At 64.2% G+C, this 13,494-nt stretch carries 7 protein-coding genes, 1 tRNA gene, 2 rRNA genes and 5 pseudogenes (1 of these 15 running past the window's edge); 10 read left to right on the forward strand and 5 right to left on the reverse strand.

The window, feature by feature from the left end:
* From PIB19_RS20030 to PIB19_RS20040, 3 genes are all read left to right on the forward strand, one after another.
* Positions 1-1,873: ribosomal RNA gene (locus PIB19_RS20030) — 23S ribosomal RNA — on the forward strand (it extends 922 nt beyond the left edge of the window).
* A gap of 162 nt (positions 1,874-2,035) precedes the next feature.
* Positions 2,036-2,150 (forward strand): 5S ribosomal RNA (rrf, locus tag PIB19_RS20035).
* 181 nt (positions 2,151-2,331) lie between these two features.
* Positions 2,332-2,408, forward strand: a tRNA-Met gene (locus PIB19_RS20040).
* 67 nt (positions 2,409-2,475) lie between these two features.
* On the opposite strand, the gene PIB19_RS20045 is transcribed toward PIB19_RS20040, so the two are convergent.
* The 3 genes and pseudogenes from PIB19_RS20045 to PIB19_RS20055 form a co-directional block, all read right to left on the reverse strand.
* The gene (locus PIB19_RS20045; protein ID WP_271238748.1) at positions 2,476-3,087 is read right to left on the reverse strand and encodes a TonB-dependent receptor domain-containing protein; all 612 of its coding nucleotides are present in this window, start codon (positions 3,085-3,087) and stop codon (positions 2,476-2,478) included.
* 139 nt (positions 3,088-3,226) lie between these two features.
* Positions 3,227-5,137, reverse strand: a pseudogene (locus PIB19_RS20050) (TonB-dependent receptor); the annotation flags it as partial.
* Positions 5,097-6,646: pseudogene (locus PIB19_RS20055) on the reverse strand (sulfotransferase). The pseudogenes PIB19_RS20055 and PIB19_RS20050, both read right to left, overlap by 41 nt.
* Positions 6,647-6,768: 122 nt before the next feature.
* Between PIB19_RS20055 and PIB19_RS20060 the strand changes: the two are divergent.
* A complete protein-coding gene (locus PIB19_RS20060; RefSeq protein WP_271238749.1) occupies positions 6,769-8,061 on the forward strand; it encodes an amino acid permease in 1,293 nt (430 codons plus the stop codon).
* On the opposite strand, the gene PIB19_RS20065 is transcribed toward PIB19_RS20060, so the two are convergent.
* Together PIB19_RS20065 and PIB19_RS20070 are read right to left on the reverse strand one after the other, a co-directional pair.
* Complete coding sequence (locus tag PIB19_RS20065) at positions 8,058-9,665, reverse strand: phytoene desaturase family protein (RefSeq protein ID WP_271238750.1); 1,608 nt, start codon at positions 9,663-9,665, stop codon at positions 8,058-8,060. The two genes, PIB19_RS20060 and PIB19_RS20065, sit on opposite strands and share 4 nt — an antisense overlap.
* Before the next feature lie 137 nt (positions 9,666-9,802).
* Complete coding sequence (locus PIB19_RS20070; RefSeq protein ID WP_271238751.1) at positions 9,803-10,975, reverse strand: aromatic ring-hydroxylating oxygenase subunit alpha; 1,173 nt, start codon at positions 10,973-10,975, stop codon at positions 9,803-9,805.
* 49 nt (positions 10,976-11,024) lie between these two features.
* Here PIB19_RS20070 and PIB19_RS20075 point away from each other — a divergent pair.
* From PIB19_RS20075 to PIB19_RS23855, 6 genes and pseudogenes are all read left to right on the forward strand, one after another.
* Positions 11,025-11,153: pseudogene (locus PIB19_RS20075) on the forward strand (TetR family transcriptional regulator); the annotation flags it as partial.
* 191 nt (positions 11,154-11,344) lie between these two features.
* Positions 11,345-11,389: pseudogene (locus PIB19_RS20080) on the forward strand (hypothetical protein); the annotation flags it as partial.
* A gap of 122 nt (positions 11,390-11,511) precedes the next feature.
* Positions 11,512-11,616 (forward strand): TetR family transcriptional regulator C-terminal domain-containing protein, encoded by a 105-nt coding sequence (locus PIB19_RS20085; protein WP_271238752.1) that lies wholly within the window; start codon positions 11,512-11,514, stop codon positions 11,614-11,616.
* 208 nt (positions 11,617-11,824) lie between these two features.
* Positions 11,825-12,877, forward strand: coding sequence for a Calx-beta domain-containing protein (locus PIB19_RS20090; RefSeq protein WP_271238753.1), 1,053 nt, complete (start codon positions 11,825-11,827; stop codon positions 12,875-12,877).
* Complete coding sequence (locus tag PIB19_RS20095) at positions 12,805-13,320, forward strand: hypothetical protein (protein WP_271238754.1); 516 nt, start codon at positions 12,805-12,807, stop codon at positions 13,318-13,320. Before PIB19_RS20090 ends, PIB19_RS20095 begins: the two co-directional genes overlap by 73 nt.
* A pseudogene (locus PIB19_RS23855) lies at positions 13,272-13,493 on the forward strand (hypothetical protein); the annotation flags it as partial. The gene PIB19_RS20095 and the pseudogene PIB19_RS23855, both read left to right, overlap by 49 nt.
* Position 13,494: the final 1 nt, after the last annotated feature.

A 13,494-nucleotide genomic window follows, 5' to 3' on the forward strand; every position in this document is an offset into this window, starting at 1 on the left:
TCTACCAAACCTAACCAAACTCCGAATACCTATGAGTACTATGCGGGAGACAGACGGCGGGTGCTAAGGTCCGTCGTCAAAAGGGAAACAGCCCTGACCTACAGCTAAGGTCCCCAAGTCGTGTCTAAGTGGGAAAGCATGTGGGAATCCCAAAACAACCAGGAGGTTGGCTTAGAAGCAGCCATCCTTTAAAGAAAGCGTAACAGCTCACTGGTCTAAATAAGGGTTCCTGCGGCGAAGATGTAACGGGGCTCAAGACACGCACCGAAGCTTAGGGTGTGATCGTTTACGATCACGCGGTAGCGGAGCGTTCCGTAAGCCGTTGAAGCGATCTGGTAATGGGTCGTGGAGGTATCGGAAGTGCGAATGCAGACATGAGTAGCGATAAAGAGGGTGAGATGCCCTCTCGCCGAAAGACCAAGGGTTCCTGCGCAAGGCTAATCCGCGCAGGGTGAGCCGGCCCCTAAGACGAGCCCGAAGGGGGTAGTCGATGGGAACCACGTTAATATTCGTGGGCCTGGTGGTGTGTGACGGATCTCGTGTGTTGTACGATCTTATCGGATTGATCGTGCTTCGAAGAGGTCCCGGGAAATAGCCCCACCGTATAGACCGTACCCGAAACCGACACAGGTGGTCAGGTAGAGTATACCAAGGCGCTTGAGAGAAGTGTCCTGAAGGAACTCGGCAAATTGCCTCCGTACCTTCGGAAGAAGGAGGCCCTCACTGAGCGCAAGCTTTTTGAGGGGGCACAGGCCAGGGGGTAGCGACTGTTTAGCAAAAACACAGGGCTCTGCTAAGTCGGCTTCAAGACGACGTATAGGGTCTGACGCCTGCCCGGTGCCTGAAGGTTAAGTGGAGGGGTGCAAGCTCCGAAATGAAGCCCAGGTAAACGGCGGCCGTAACTATAACGGTCCTAAGGTAGCGAAATTCCTTGTCGGGTAAGTTCCGACCTGCACGAATGGCGTAACGACTTCCCCACTGTCTCCAGGACATGCTCAGCGAAATTGAATTCTCCGTGAAGATGCGGAGTACCCGCGGTTAGACGGAAAGACCCCGTGCACCTTTACTGCAGCTTCAGAGTGGCATTAGGAAGAAACTGTGTAGAATAGGTGGGAGGCTTTGAAGCATGGGCGCCAGCCCGTGTGGAGCCACAATGTGAAATACCACCCTGTTTGTTTCTGATGTCTAACCACGCACCGTCATCCGGTGCTGGGACCCTCTGTGGCGGGTAGTTTGACTGGGGCGGTCGCCTCCTAAAGAGTAACGGAGGCGCGCGAAGGTTGGCTCAGGACGGTTGGAAACCGTCTGTTAGAGTGCAATGGCATAAGCCAGCCTGACTGCGAGACTGACAAGTCGAGCAGAGACGAAAGTCGGTCATAGTGATCCGGTGGTCCCTCGTGGAAGGGCCATCGCTCAACGGATAAAAGGTACGCCGGGGATAACAGGCTGATAACCCCCAAGAGCTCATATCGACGGGGTTGTTTGGCACCTCGATGTCGGCTCATCACATCCTGGGGCTGGAGCAGGTCCCAAGGGTTTGGCTGTTCGCCAATTAAAGTGGTACGTGAGCTGGGTTCAGAACGTCGCGAGACAGTTTGGTCCCTATCTGCCGTGGGCGTCGAAATTTGAGAGGAGTTGACCCTAGTACGAGAGGACCGGGTTGAACATACCTCTGGTGTACCAGTCGTTCTGCCAAGAGCGCAGCTGGGTAGCTATGTATGGACGGGATAACCGCTGAAAGCATCTAAGCGGGAAGCCTCCCTCGAGATAAGATTTCTTAGGACGGTCGGAGACCACGACCTTGATAGACTGGATGTGGAAGTGCGGTAACGCATGGAGCTAACCAGTACTAATTGTCCTATTCGCGCTTGAGAGTTCCACCATCAATGACAATTCTGGGTACCACCCGGTGTTGCAAATGGTCGGATGATCATCGCAGCTATATTCGAACACATGTGCACGGTATCGATTTGAACCCCAAGATTTGCGCCCAAAAGGGCAGCCTCACCGGCTGCCCGTCGCACGGGCTCCATTGCCTGGTGGCTATGGCGTCTGTGAACCACCCGATCCCATCCCGAACTCGGCCGTGAAACCAGACAGCGCCGATGGTACTATCGCTCAAGCGATGGAAGAGTAGGTCGTCGCCAGGCATTGCAGCCCGTGCGAAACGCAAATCCAAGGTTCCCCACAGGAAAAACCCATTCACTTTCTTTGTTGGCCTCAGGCGCCGGCAGCCGCATCCGCGGCTTTGGCTTTCGCGCCAATAAGGCGCGGCGGCCGGTCGGCCTTGCGGAGGCTTCGCCTCCGTCCCTGATCCCAACACCATGGTGGCGCGGGATGGAGCAGCCCGGTAGCTCGTCAGGCTCATAACCTGAAGGTCGTAGGTTCAAATCCTACTCCCGCAACCAACACCAAAGCCCGCATGCCACATGGCACGCGGGCTTTTCGCGTCTCAGCCGCGACGGTGTGCGCCGCCTAAAACCGTGTTCCCGCCCTTATGCCGATCGTCCGCGGCGTGATCGGGACGATATAGGGCCGCTGGTCGCACGCGCCGCATTGCTGGAAGCGCGAGATCTGGCCGCGTTCGTCCCAGATGTTCTGCGCGAACAACTCGAAATTCACGCGTGAGAGTTCGAAACCGACCGCGAGATTGCCGGTCGTGTAGGACTCGATTCGGCCCAACGCCGCCGCCTTCGCGACGCGGATGTCCGATGATGCCGAACTTTGATGGGCCACAAGGCCCTGCACGTAGGCCCGGCCCGATCCTATGGGCACGGAATAGCGCGCATTGCCGCTGATCTTGAAGCGCGGCGTGATCGGCAGCCGCGTGCCTTCGGGTGCCAGCACGTCGCTGCCGTCACCGACGCAGATCTGCGTTTCGCACAGATCCTCGCGGGTCTTGGCATCGGTGTACGACCCGGCGACCGTGAGGCTCAGCCCGCCCAGCAGGAGGTTGGCGTCCATTTCCGCCCCGTAGATGCGCGCATCCGGGCCGTTCTGGATGATCGTGAAGCTGTTCTCGCCGAGGAACGAGAACTGGAAGTCCTTCCAGTTCTGTCGATAGATCGCGCCGTTGAAGCGCAGCATGCCGTCGGCCAGCGTCGTCTTCCAGCCCAGCTCGTAATTGGTGAGCACGTCGGTGGCATAGGGTGACGTCGCCGCGGCGGTTGATCCCGCCCGGCCGGAAACCGCTCGACGCGACGGCGTAGAACATCAGCGCATCGTTGGGCTTCCACGTCAGGTTGAAGCGATAGGTGACGCCCTGGCCGCTCGTCTTCTTGGGACGCAGTTCGCCGGCCACATAGGTTGCCAGATTGGTGCAGGGTCCGCCCGAGACCATCGGCGGCAGCAGCGTATTGGTGGGACTGCCGTCGAGATAGGCGTCGCGCAGCGTCCGTCCGTCGGACAGGAAGCAGCCGGCGACGCCGGTGCGCGAGCTTCCCGCGGCGTTGAACGGCGACGCCGTATAGGGTCGTCCGTCGCCGGGATCGACACCCGGATTCCTGCCGAAGCCGAAGAAGCCGATCAGCGAATTGTCGTAGATATAGGCGCGCCCGCCCGCGGTGAAGGTCAGCTTCGGCGAAAGGTCGAAGCTCGCCTCGCCGAACATCGCATAATCCTTGTCGACGCGGTGCTGCTGCGTCAGCCACAAAGTGCCCGGCGAACCGTTGACCGAGACATCGGCGCCGAGGCCGGGAATCTGATAGTCCTGATGGATCAGGTTCGACTGGCGCTGGTAGAACATGCCCGCGACGATCCGGAAGCGCTCCGTGGACGGCGAGGCGACGCGCAGCTCCTGGCTGGTCTTCTTGAAATGATCGGTGCCGATCACCCACTGGCGCGGGTCGATCGTGTTGCCGGCATTATCCTGATAATAGAAATAGCCAGCCAGCCCGCCGACCGAGGCGTAGAGATTGTCGTACGCTTCGGAATAGTCGGTATAATCGGTCGCCGAATAGGTCTTCCGGTCGAGATAGGCACCGGCATAGGTGACGTCCCAATTGCCGATCCTGCCCTCGATGGTCAGCGCGCCCTGGATGAAGCGGTCGCGGCGATATTCGGGGTAGAAATGCTGCACCTCGAGGTCGCCGACGCTCGGATCGAACCCGTAGGTGCCGTGGCTGCGCATCTCCTGGTAGAGCACGCTCGGCGTGACGGTCCAGGTGTCGTCGAGATCGACCTTCAGCGCGGCCCGCCCGCCCCAGGTTTCGGTGTCGTTATAATCCTTCTCGACGAATTCGTCATTGTCGACGGTGATCCCTCCGGGTGTCGGCAGGAAGCTGCGCGTGCCGGGCACATTGTCGATATAGCCGGCATCGCGCTGGTAGAAGCCGACGACGCGCAGCGCCGCCCAATCGGAGAAGGGCGTGTTGATCATGCCCTCGATCTTGCCGCCCTGGCCACCGTTCGCGACGGTGTTGACCTCGGCATCAACGCGGCCTTCGAACGCGGTAGTGCTGGGCTTGTTGGTGATGATCCGGATCGTGCCCGCCTGGCTCGACGCGCCGTACAGCGTGCCCTGCGGACCCGCGAGGCTCTCGATCCGCGCGATATCGTAGATATGGACGTCGAGCGTGCCGCCGATCGTCGTCACCGGCTGCTCGTCGAGATAGCTGCCCACCGAGGGCAGCGAGCCCGAATGGTTGCCGTCGCCGCCTGATGCGACGCCGCGCATATAGACGGTGGTCACGCCCGGCTGCGAGGTCTGGAACGCCACCGACGGCAGCAGCTGGGTATATTCATTGAAGTTCGAGATGTTGAGCTGATCGAGCTTGCGCGTCCCGATCGCCTGGATGCTGATCGGGACCGACTGGATGTTCTCGTCGCGCTTCTGCGCAGTGACGACGATCTCGTCGCGATCGGGGGGCAGATCGGAGGGGGTACTTTGCGTATCCTGGGCTTGCGCCACGGCTGGAAGCGTCAGGGCCGTCGAAGCGAGCAACCCGGAAATCACGGCACGGCGCACGGATACGATCATTGCGGTCCCCAGCGTAACATCAATGTAAGTAAGAGACTGTGCTGCGTCGCAGCAGTCGTCAATCTGCCGTACAGATGGAAATGCGCGATCTTTCGATGACCGTGATGTTTCTGCAACGTTACAGCGTGTCGGGGACCTGCGGGTAGGTATCGACGACATCGCCCAGCGCGGCGACGAGCGGACCCAGATGCGGCGCGAACGGGCGCCAGGCGCGGTCGCCGCCGGTGAAGATCGGCTGGCGCACCTGTTCGGAGCTGGCGGTGCGCACTGCGCGTTCGGTCTCGTGGAAGGCGAGGCAGGCCGGCTCGAAACCGACGCCGCAGGCTTGGAGCAGCCTAACCACCTCGGTCTCGGTATCCGCGACCAGCGCCTCGTGGATCACGCGGTGCACCTGCCTAGGCTGGACGCGGTCGAGATGCGCCATCAGCCGTACGTAATCGCGATAATAGCGCCCCATGTCGTCGAGCGCGTAGCTGAACGCCTGGCCGCGTGCGAAATGCTGCTTGAAGTTGGAGAAGCAGCAGGCGCGCGGCTCGCGGCGGGCGTCGATGATCGTTGCGTTGGGCAGGATCAGCCGGATCAGCACGACATGTGCCCAATTGTTGGGGAGCTTGTCGACGAACAGTGGACGATCGGTGCGGCGCTGGACCGCGGTGCGATGCAGATATTCTTCGCCGAGTTCGCGCGCGCGTTCGGCAGTCAGCGCGGCAAGGCCGTGCGGATAGTTCGGGATGCGCCGAGCGAGGGCAGGGAGGTCCGGAAGCTCGGTAGTGCCCTCGATCTGGCTGTGGCTCGCGAGGATCTGCTCGACCAGAGTCGAGCCCGCGCGCGGCATGCCGAGGATGAAGACCGGATCGCGTGCATCACTGCCCCAGCCGGCGCGATCGGCGAAGAATTCCGGCGTGGCGAGTGCGATGCAATCATCGACGAAGCGTTCGGTCTCGTCGGCATCATAGACGAGTTGCGTTCGACGCAGCGCATTGCCCGCGGCGTAATGCGCGAAGGCACGCTGGGCCTCGCGCCGGTCCTCGAACGCCTTGCCGAGCGCGAAATCCAGATGGAACCGGTCTTCATCGCTTATGCCGGATTCGGTCTGCGCGGCCTCCATCGCCGCGATATCGGCATCGTCGAAGCGCACGGTCTTGAGATTGGCGAGGCTCCACCACGCCTCCCCCAGCGTCGGCGAAAGCGCGAGCGCCTTGCGATACGCCGCGACGCCTTCCGCCTGACGTCCCAGGGTCTTGAGCATATGGCCGTAGCTCATCCACAATTTGGACTGCGCAGGTGCCTCGGCGAGCACGCGTTCGTAGAGCGTGATCGCCTCCTCGAACGCGCCGAGCCGGCCGAGCGTGGCGGCCTTGAGATTGGCATGGCCGGGGTGGTCCGGCTCGGCTTCGATCAGCCGGTCGAGCTCCTCCAGCGCCTCGCTCGCGCGGTTCTGGCGGTAGAGGACGAGCGCGAGATTAGCGCGCGCCGCCGTGAATGCGGGGGCGATCTCGACGGCGCGACGCAGCAGATTCTCGGCATCCTTGAGCCGTCCGATCCTCCCGGCTAGCTCGGCGAGCATGCGGATCGCGCGCGCATCGAAGGGATCGCGCTTCAGATAATCCTTTAGCCGCGCTCGGCGTCGGGAAGGCGGTTGTCGTGGAGCGCCAGCGCGGCCGCCATCAGGTCCGGGGGAAAGCGCGTCGCGAGCATCGCGCGATGATGACCACGCGGCTGTCCCGCGATCAAGCGCCGTGCTGTTTTTCGCGCTGGACGTGCACCGCGGTCGTCGCGACAACGGGTGCGTGACCGATACCGCCACCGTATCGCCGCGACGCGTGCTCGGCTTCTGGCCGGCGCTGGCGCTGGTGGTAGGCAACATGATCGGATCGGGCATCTATCTGCTGCCCGCGACGCTCGCGCCGCTCGGCGCCAATGCACTGATCGGCTGGGGCGTGACGATACTCGGTGCGATGGCGCTGGCGTTCGTGTTCGCCCGGCTCGCGGCGAAACTGCCCTGCGCAGGCGGGCCCTATGCCTTTGCCGACGCCGCGTTCGGGCCGGTGGTCGGGTTCGCGGTGGCGTGGAGCTACTGGATCCTCATCTGGGCGGGCAATGGCGCGCTGGCGATCGCGGTGGTGAGCGCGCTGAGCGTGCCGTTTCCGGCGATGGCAGGCGGCGCACCGGCCTTCGTGATAGCGCTGGCGCTGATCTGGGCACTGGTTGCGGTCAATATCCATGGCGTGGCGTTGGCGGGCCGCATCCAGCTGGTGACTGCGTTGCTCAAGCTCGCGCCTCTCGTCGCGATCATCGTCGTCGTGCTCTGGGCGCTGTTTCGCGAGGGCGGATCGGCCGTCGTGGACAACCCGCCCGTGCCGATCGGCGCGGGCGCGGTCGCGGGCGCCATCGCACTGACCTTCTGGGGGTTCCTCGGCGTCGAATCGGCGACGGTGCCGGCGGACAAGGTGAAGAATGCGGCACGGACGGTGCCGATCGTCACGTTGCTCGGCACTGCGCTGACCGGCGCGATCTATGTCCTCGTCGCCGGCGGAGTCACGCTGATGATGCCCGCCGACGAGGTCGCCGCGTCGCACGCGCCGCTCGCGGCATTCCTCGGCCGCTTTTGGGGCGGGGAAGTGGAGCAGATCGTCGCTGTCTTCGCCGCGATCAGCGCGCTCGGCACGCTCAATGGCTTCATCCTGCTGCAGGGCGAGATGCCCTGGGCGATGGCGCGCGGCGGCGTGTTTCCCGTGTGGTTCGGCAAGGAGAGCCGCCGCGGCACCCCGGCGCGCGCGCACTTGGTCTCGGGCCTGCTGGTGACGTTGGTGATGGCACTCAATTACACCGGCTCCACGGGAGCCCTGTTCGCCGAAATCGCGACGATCAGCCTCGCGGCGGGGATGCTCGCATATTTCGTCAGTGCGCTCGCCGCGCTCAAGCTGCTCGCCGGGGATCGTCCCGTGCAATTGGCGGCCGCCATCTCCGCCGGATTCGTGCTGTGGATGATCTATGGGCTGGGGCTGCACGCGAACCTGTGGGGGTTCGGGCTGCTGGCGCTGGGGCTGCCGGTATTCCTGTGGGTGCGGATGAGGCGTTAGATCGGCAGCAATCGCCTGACGAATGAGCGATCCCGCAGAATCTCGTGCGCGGCGTTATGCCCGGGCGCGCCGGTGACACCGCCGCCGGGATGCGTGCCCGAACCGCACATGTAGAGCCCCTGGATCGGCGCGCGATAATCGCCATGACCGAGCACCGGGCGCGCCGCCCAGAGCTGGTCGAGCCCCATCGCGCCGTGAAAGATGTCCCCGCCGATCAGCCCGAACTTGCGCTCGAGATCGAGCGGCGAATGGATCTGCCGGGCGATCACGCTCGCCTTGAAATTGGGGGCATGGTCGTTGACCGTGTCGATGATCAGGTCGGCGACTTCCTCACGCGCATCGTCCCAGCTGCGCCCGTCGGGCAGCTCGGGCGCGAATTGCTGGCAGAACAGGCTGGCGATGTGCATGCCCTCGGGGGCGAGGCTGTCATCGACCGCGGTCGGCAGCTTCATCTCGACGATCGGCTTCCTCGACCAGCCCTGCGCCTTCGCGTCGTCATAGGCCTGGTCCATATAATCCATGCCGGGCGCGATGATGATGCCGGCGGTGTGGTGCTCGGCCTTTTCCTTGCCGCGCAGCACGGTGAAGTCGGGCAGCTCGGAAAGCGCGACGTTCATCCGGAAGGTGCCCGATCCGATCTTGAAGCTCTTCATGCGCTTGTTGAAGTCGGCGGGCAGGTCGCTGGTGTCGAGCATCTGCCGGTAGAGCAAGGCGGGCCCGACATTGGCGGCGACGATCGGTGCGGCGATCTCCTCACCGCTCTCCAGCTGCACGCCCGCAGCCTTGCCGCCGTCGATGAGCACGCGAGCGACAGGCGCCTCGAGGCTGATCTCGACCCCCGCATCTTCGCAGGCGCGCGCCATCGCCTGGGTGATTGCGCCCATTCCGCCCACCGAATGGCCCCAGGCACCGAGCTTGCCGTTCACTTCACCGAACACGTGGTGGAGCAGGACATAGGCCGAACCGGGCGTGGAGACGCCGGCATAATTGCCGACCACCGCGTCGAAGGCGAAGGCGGTCTTGACGTGATCGTCCTCATACCAGCCGTCGAGGAAATCGCGCGCCGATTTGGTGAACACGTCGAGCAGGTCGCGCTGCGCCTCGATACCCATTCTCGACAAGGGCCAGCCCTGCGCCGCGCCGGAGAGCAATGCGCGCAGCCCGCCGCCGGCATTGGGCGGCGTCTTGAGAGCAAGGTCGCGCAGCACCTGCGCCACCTTCTCCAGCGCCGCGTCATAAGCCGGATAGGCGTCCGCGTCCTTTTGCGAGAAACGCGCGAACTCGGCCTGGGTGCGCTGCGTGCCGCCGCCCAGCTTGAGATAGGTGTTTTCGAACGGGAAGAAGTTGCTGATCGTCCGCTCGATGATGCGATAGCCGCGATCGTGCAGCTTCATATCGGCGATCACCTTAGGGCGAAGCAGGCTGACGGTGTAGCTAGCGGTCGAATTGCGGAAGCCCGGATGGAATTCCTCGGTCACCGCCGCGCCCCCGACGACGTGTCGCCGCTCGAGCACGCGGACCTTCAATCCGGCACGCGCGAGATAGAAGGCGCAGACGAGGCCGTTATGCCCACCACCGATGACGATCGCGTCGTATTTCTTCATGGCTATCCCCCGGAATCACTATCCCCGTTCGCCCTGAGCTTGTCGAAGGGCCGCTCTTTCTGCTTCGCGGCCGAAAGAGAAAGGCGGTGCTTTGACAAGCTCAGCACGAACGGGTGGGTTGCTTGATCAATCGCGGTTCATACCGAGCCTGGTCGCGACCAGCCCGGTGCCGGCGCGCGGTGCAGCCGGGCCTCGGGGATGATCGCGCGAACCTTGGCCGCGAAGCCGCGCAGGCACACCTCGCTCGCGCCGATCGGTCCGGCGGTGTAGCTGCCCGACGCCATGCCCTGCTGGACGCGCTCGATCAGCCAGGTGTCCTCGGCGTTGACCACGCGGTTGATCCGCCAGTTGGCGTAGCGGACGAGCTTCATGCTCCGGCGGTCATCGGGCAGGGCGAACGCCATCTCGCGCAGCACGCAGCTGGTCGGCGACGTTGGCAGCCATTGCATGAAATCGATCTGGTCGGCGTAGATGTCGAACGCCATGTTGGGCCAAAGCTTGTAATAGAGCCAGCGCCGCTGATTGGCCTCGGGCAAATGGTCGACGCGCGGCAGGTGGCGCTGGTAGAATGCTTCCCACGGATTGGCCGAAGGGCGATCGACCAGATCGCCCGACATCTTGTCGACCCAGCCCGACGCCTCGATCGCATAGCTCTTGCCGAACAGCCGGGTCAGGCCGTCATGCGCGACGGGGATGTGGAGATTGTCCGAATAATTGTCGCCGACATTCTTCCAGTTGACCGCGCGGTCGCGGGTGCGGACGTCGCCGATCCGGCGCATGTCCTCGAAGCGATAAGGCGCGATCTCGGCGTCATAGGGCGCCATCATCTCGGCGACTGAGGGGCCATCATCATCCTCGAGCCGCACGAAGACGAAGCCGCGCCACGTCGAAACCTGGACCGGCACGAGCCCGATCGCATCGATGTCGAGCGCCGGATAGTCGCGCCGCATCGGCACGCCCGACAGGCGGCCATCGAGTTCATAGGTCCAGGCATGATAGGGGCAGACGAGCTTGCTCGCGCAGCCTGCATCGCCTTCGACGATGCGCATCGCGCGGTGACGACAGACATTGTGGAAGGCACGGATAGCGCCGTCGCGCCCGCGCACCGCGACGATATTCTCGCCGAGGTAGCTGATCGTCCGCCAATCGCCGGGTTCGGCCAGGTCGCTCTCGTGACACAGAATCTGCCACGATGGGCGCAGGATGCGCGCGGTTTCGAGCTCGAGGAACTCCGGATCGGTGTAGATCCAGCCGGGCAGCGACCAGTCGGCGTCGGGATCGACGATGGGAAGAGAGGCGAGGGTCGCCATGGCCGGCTCCGCGATTGCTTGTTGCACGATCGTATAATAAGCTAGCATTATGAGCAAGCCCGCCTTCACCCGCGCCGAACCGGACGCGCGGCGCCTGTCGTTGATCGAGGCGACGGCGCGAGTGTTGGCACGCGACGGGGCAAGCGGTGCCTCGGTACGCGCGATCACGCTGGAGGCGGGAGTATCGCCCGGGCTGGTCGCGCACCATTTCGGCGGCGTCGATGCGCTGATCGCGGCCACCTACCGGCATGTCGGCGATCGGGTCTCCGCTGCCCTGGACGCGGCCGTTGTCGCGGCGGGCGAGGATCGCGGGCGCGCCTCACGGCCTATGTCGCGGCGAGCTTCGCCCCGCCGATCGCCGACCGCGCCCTGCTGGCGACGTGGACGGCATTCTGGGGACTGGTGATCGCCCAGCCCGGGATCGCGAAGCTCCATGATCACCAATATGCGCGGTATCGCGCGGAGATGGGGAACTGCTTGCCGCATGCGGGCTTGCCTCCGCGGCGAAGCGCCGCGCGGCGATCGCGATCACTGCGTTGGTCGACGGGCTGTGGCTCGAGCTCTGCCTGTCGCCCGCGGTGCTCGACGCCGACGAAGCCCGCGCGATCACCGAAGCGCAGATCGCCTCGCTGCTGCGGTAGGGCAACACCGACGGATTGCGCGCAAGCCATCGATTATCCACACAGAATTTCCGGAGACCTGTCCGATCCCGGCACAGACGGGTTGAGCGGCGCAATGTTGCTGTCATGATCGCGTCCTAGCGAGACACAGCGTCGGGATTCGCCCCGACACTCTGTTCTCCATCCCGTCGCCCGACGGCCGCGACCGCGGCCAATCGAAGGACCCGCCATGCCCGCTCCCGCGTTCATCAACGAGATCCATTACGACAATGCTGGCGCCGACAGCGGCGAGTTCATCGAGATCGCGGGCGTCGCGGGCACCGATCTCACCGGCTGGAAGATCGTCCTCTACAACGGCGCGAACGGCGCCAGCTACAACCCGGTCATGACGCTGAGCGGCGTCATCGCAAATCAGCAGAATGGCTTCGGCACGATCTCCGTCGCCTATCCGACCGACGGCATCCAGAACGGTTCGCCCGATGCCATCGCACTCGTCGATGCGAGCAACAACGTCATCCAGTTCCTCAGCTACGAAGGCAGCTTCACTGCCACCAACGGCCCCGCCGCGGGCCTGACCAGCGTCAATGTCGGCGTGTCCGAGAACGGTACGCAGAGCGGCACTTCGATCGGCCTGATCGGCAGCGGCACGACCTATGAGGATTTCCACTGGGCGCTGATCAACGGCAGCACCGCGGGCGGCGTCAATGCCGGCCAGAGCTTCGGCGGCGTGGTGCCGCCTCAGCCGGGCACGCTCAACATCGCCGATGCGACCACCGTCGAGAGCAATAGCGGGGCGCACGACATCGTCTTCACCGTGACGCGCGCCGACGGCAGCGCGGGCGCGGTCTCCGCCACCTGGACCGTCGCTCTAGGCAGCGCCGATGCCGCGGACTTCGGCGTGGGCTTCACTGCCACCGGCACGGTCAGCTTCGCCGACGGTGCCACCACCGCCGAGATCCGCCTGCCGGTACAGGGCGACACCGCATTCGAATCGAACGACGGCTTCACCGTGACGCTGAGCGCGCCCCAGGGCGGCGTAGCGCTGGGCGATGCGGTCGCGACCGGCACGATCACCAACGACGACGCTGCGCCCCCGCGCCGCCGGCGAACGTGTTCATCAACGAGATCCATTACGACAATGCCGGCACCGATGCGGGCGAGGAGATCGAGATCGCCGGCACCGCGGGCACCGATCTCACCGGATACAAATTGGTCTTCTACAACGGCTCGAACACCCCCGGCGCCGCCCCGGTCTATGACACGCTCAACCTTTCGGGCGTGATCGACGACGAATCGAACGGCTTCGGCGCGCTCGGTTTCCTCCGCGCCGGCATCCAGAACGGCGCGGCGGACGGCGTCGCGCTGATCGCCCCCGACGGCAGCGTGGTCCAATTGCTCTCCTATGAAGGCAGCTTCACCGCGGCAGCGGGCACCCCCGCCGCCGGCACGACCAGTACCGATATCGGCGTGACCGAGGAGCCGGCCCCGCCGCCGGCCTGTCGCTCCAGCTCAAGGGCAGCGGCTCGAGCGCCGCCGACTTCGCCTGGGCCGATGCTTCGGACGACAGCTTCGGCTCGCTCAACGCGGGTCAGTCGTTCCTCCCGGCGACCGGCACCGGCCATCTGCGCATCGGCGACGCCCGCGTCGTCGAGGGTGACAGCGGCACCACCAACCTCATCTTCACCGTCAATCGCGCGGGCGGTTCCGCGCTCGCCGCGAGCGTAGACTATGCGATCAACCTCGACGGCACTGCCACCGCGGACGATCTCGCTCTCGGCGCAGTCCTTTCGGGCACGCTGAGCTTCGCTCCCGGCGAATTCTCGAAGCAGATCGTCGTAGCGGTCAACGGCGATCTCGTCGGCGAGCCCAACGAGACGCTGTCGGTCAGCCTCGGCGCGA

The organism is Sphingomonas sp. 7/4-4 (assembly GCF_027941955.1).
Classification (GTDB): Bacteria; Pseudomonadota; Alphaproteobacteria; order Sphingomonadales; family Sphingomonadaceae; genus Sphingomonas.

What these genes read in the sequence shown, in the direction of transcription:
- PIB19_RS20065 (WP_271238750.1), bottom strand. Translation starts at nt 9,665, where the DNA reads ATGAAGAAATACGACGCGATCGTCATCGGTGGTGGGCATAACGGCCTC.
- PIB19_RS20045 (WP_271238748.1), bottom strand. Translation starts at nt 3,087, where the DNA reads ATGCTGCGCTTCAACGGCGCGATCTATCGACAGAACTGGAAGGACTTC.
- PIB19_RS20090 (WP_271238753.1), top strand. Translation starts at nt 11,825, where the DNA reads ATGCCCGCTCCCGCGTTCATCAACGAGATCCATTACGACAATGCTGGC.
- PIB19_RS20070 (WP_271238751.1), bottom strand. Translation starts at nt 10,975, where the DNA reads ATGGCGACCCTCGCCTCTCTTCCCATCGTCGATCCCGACGCCGACTGG.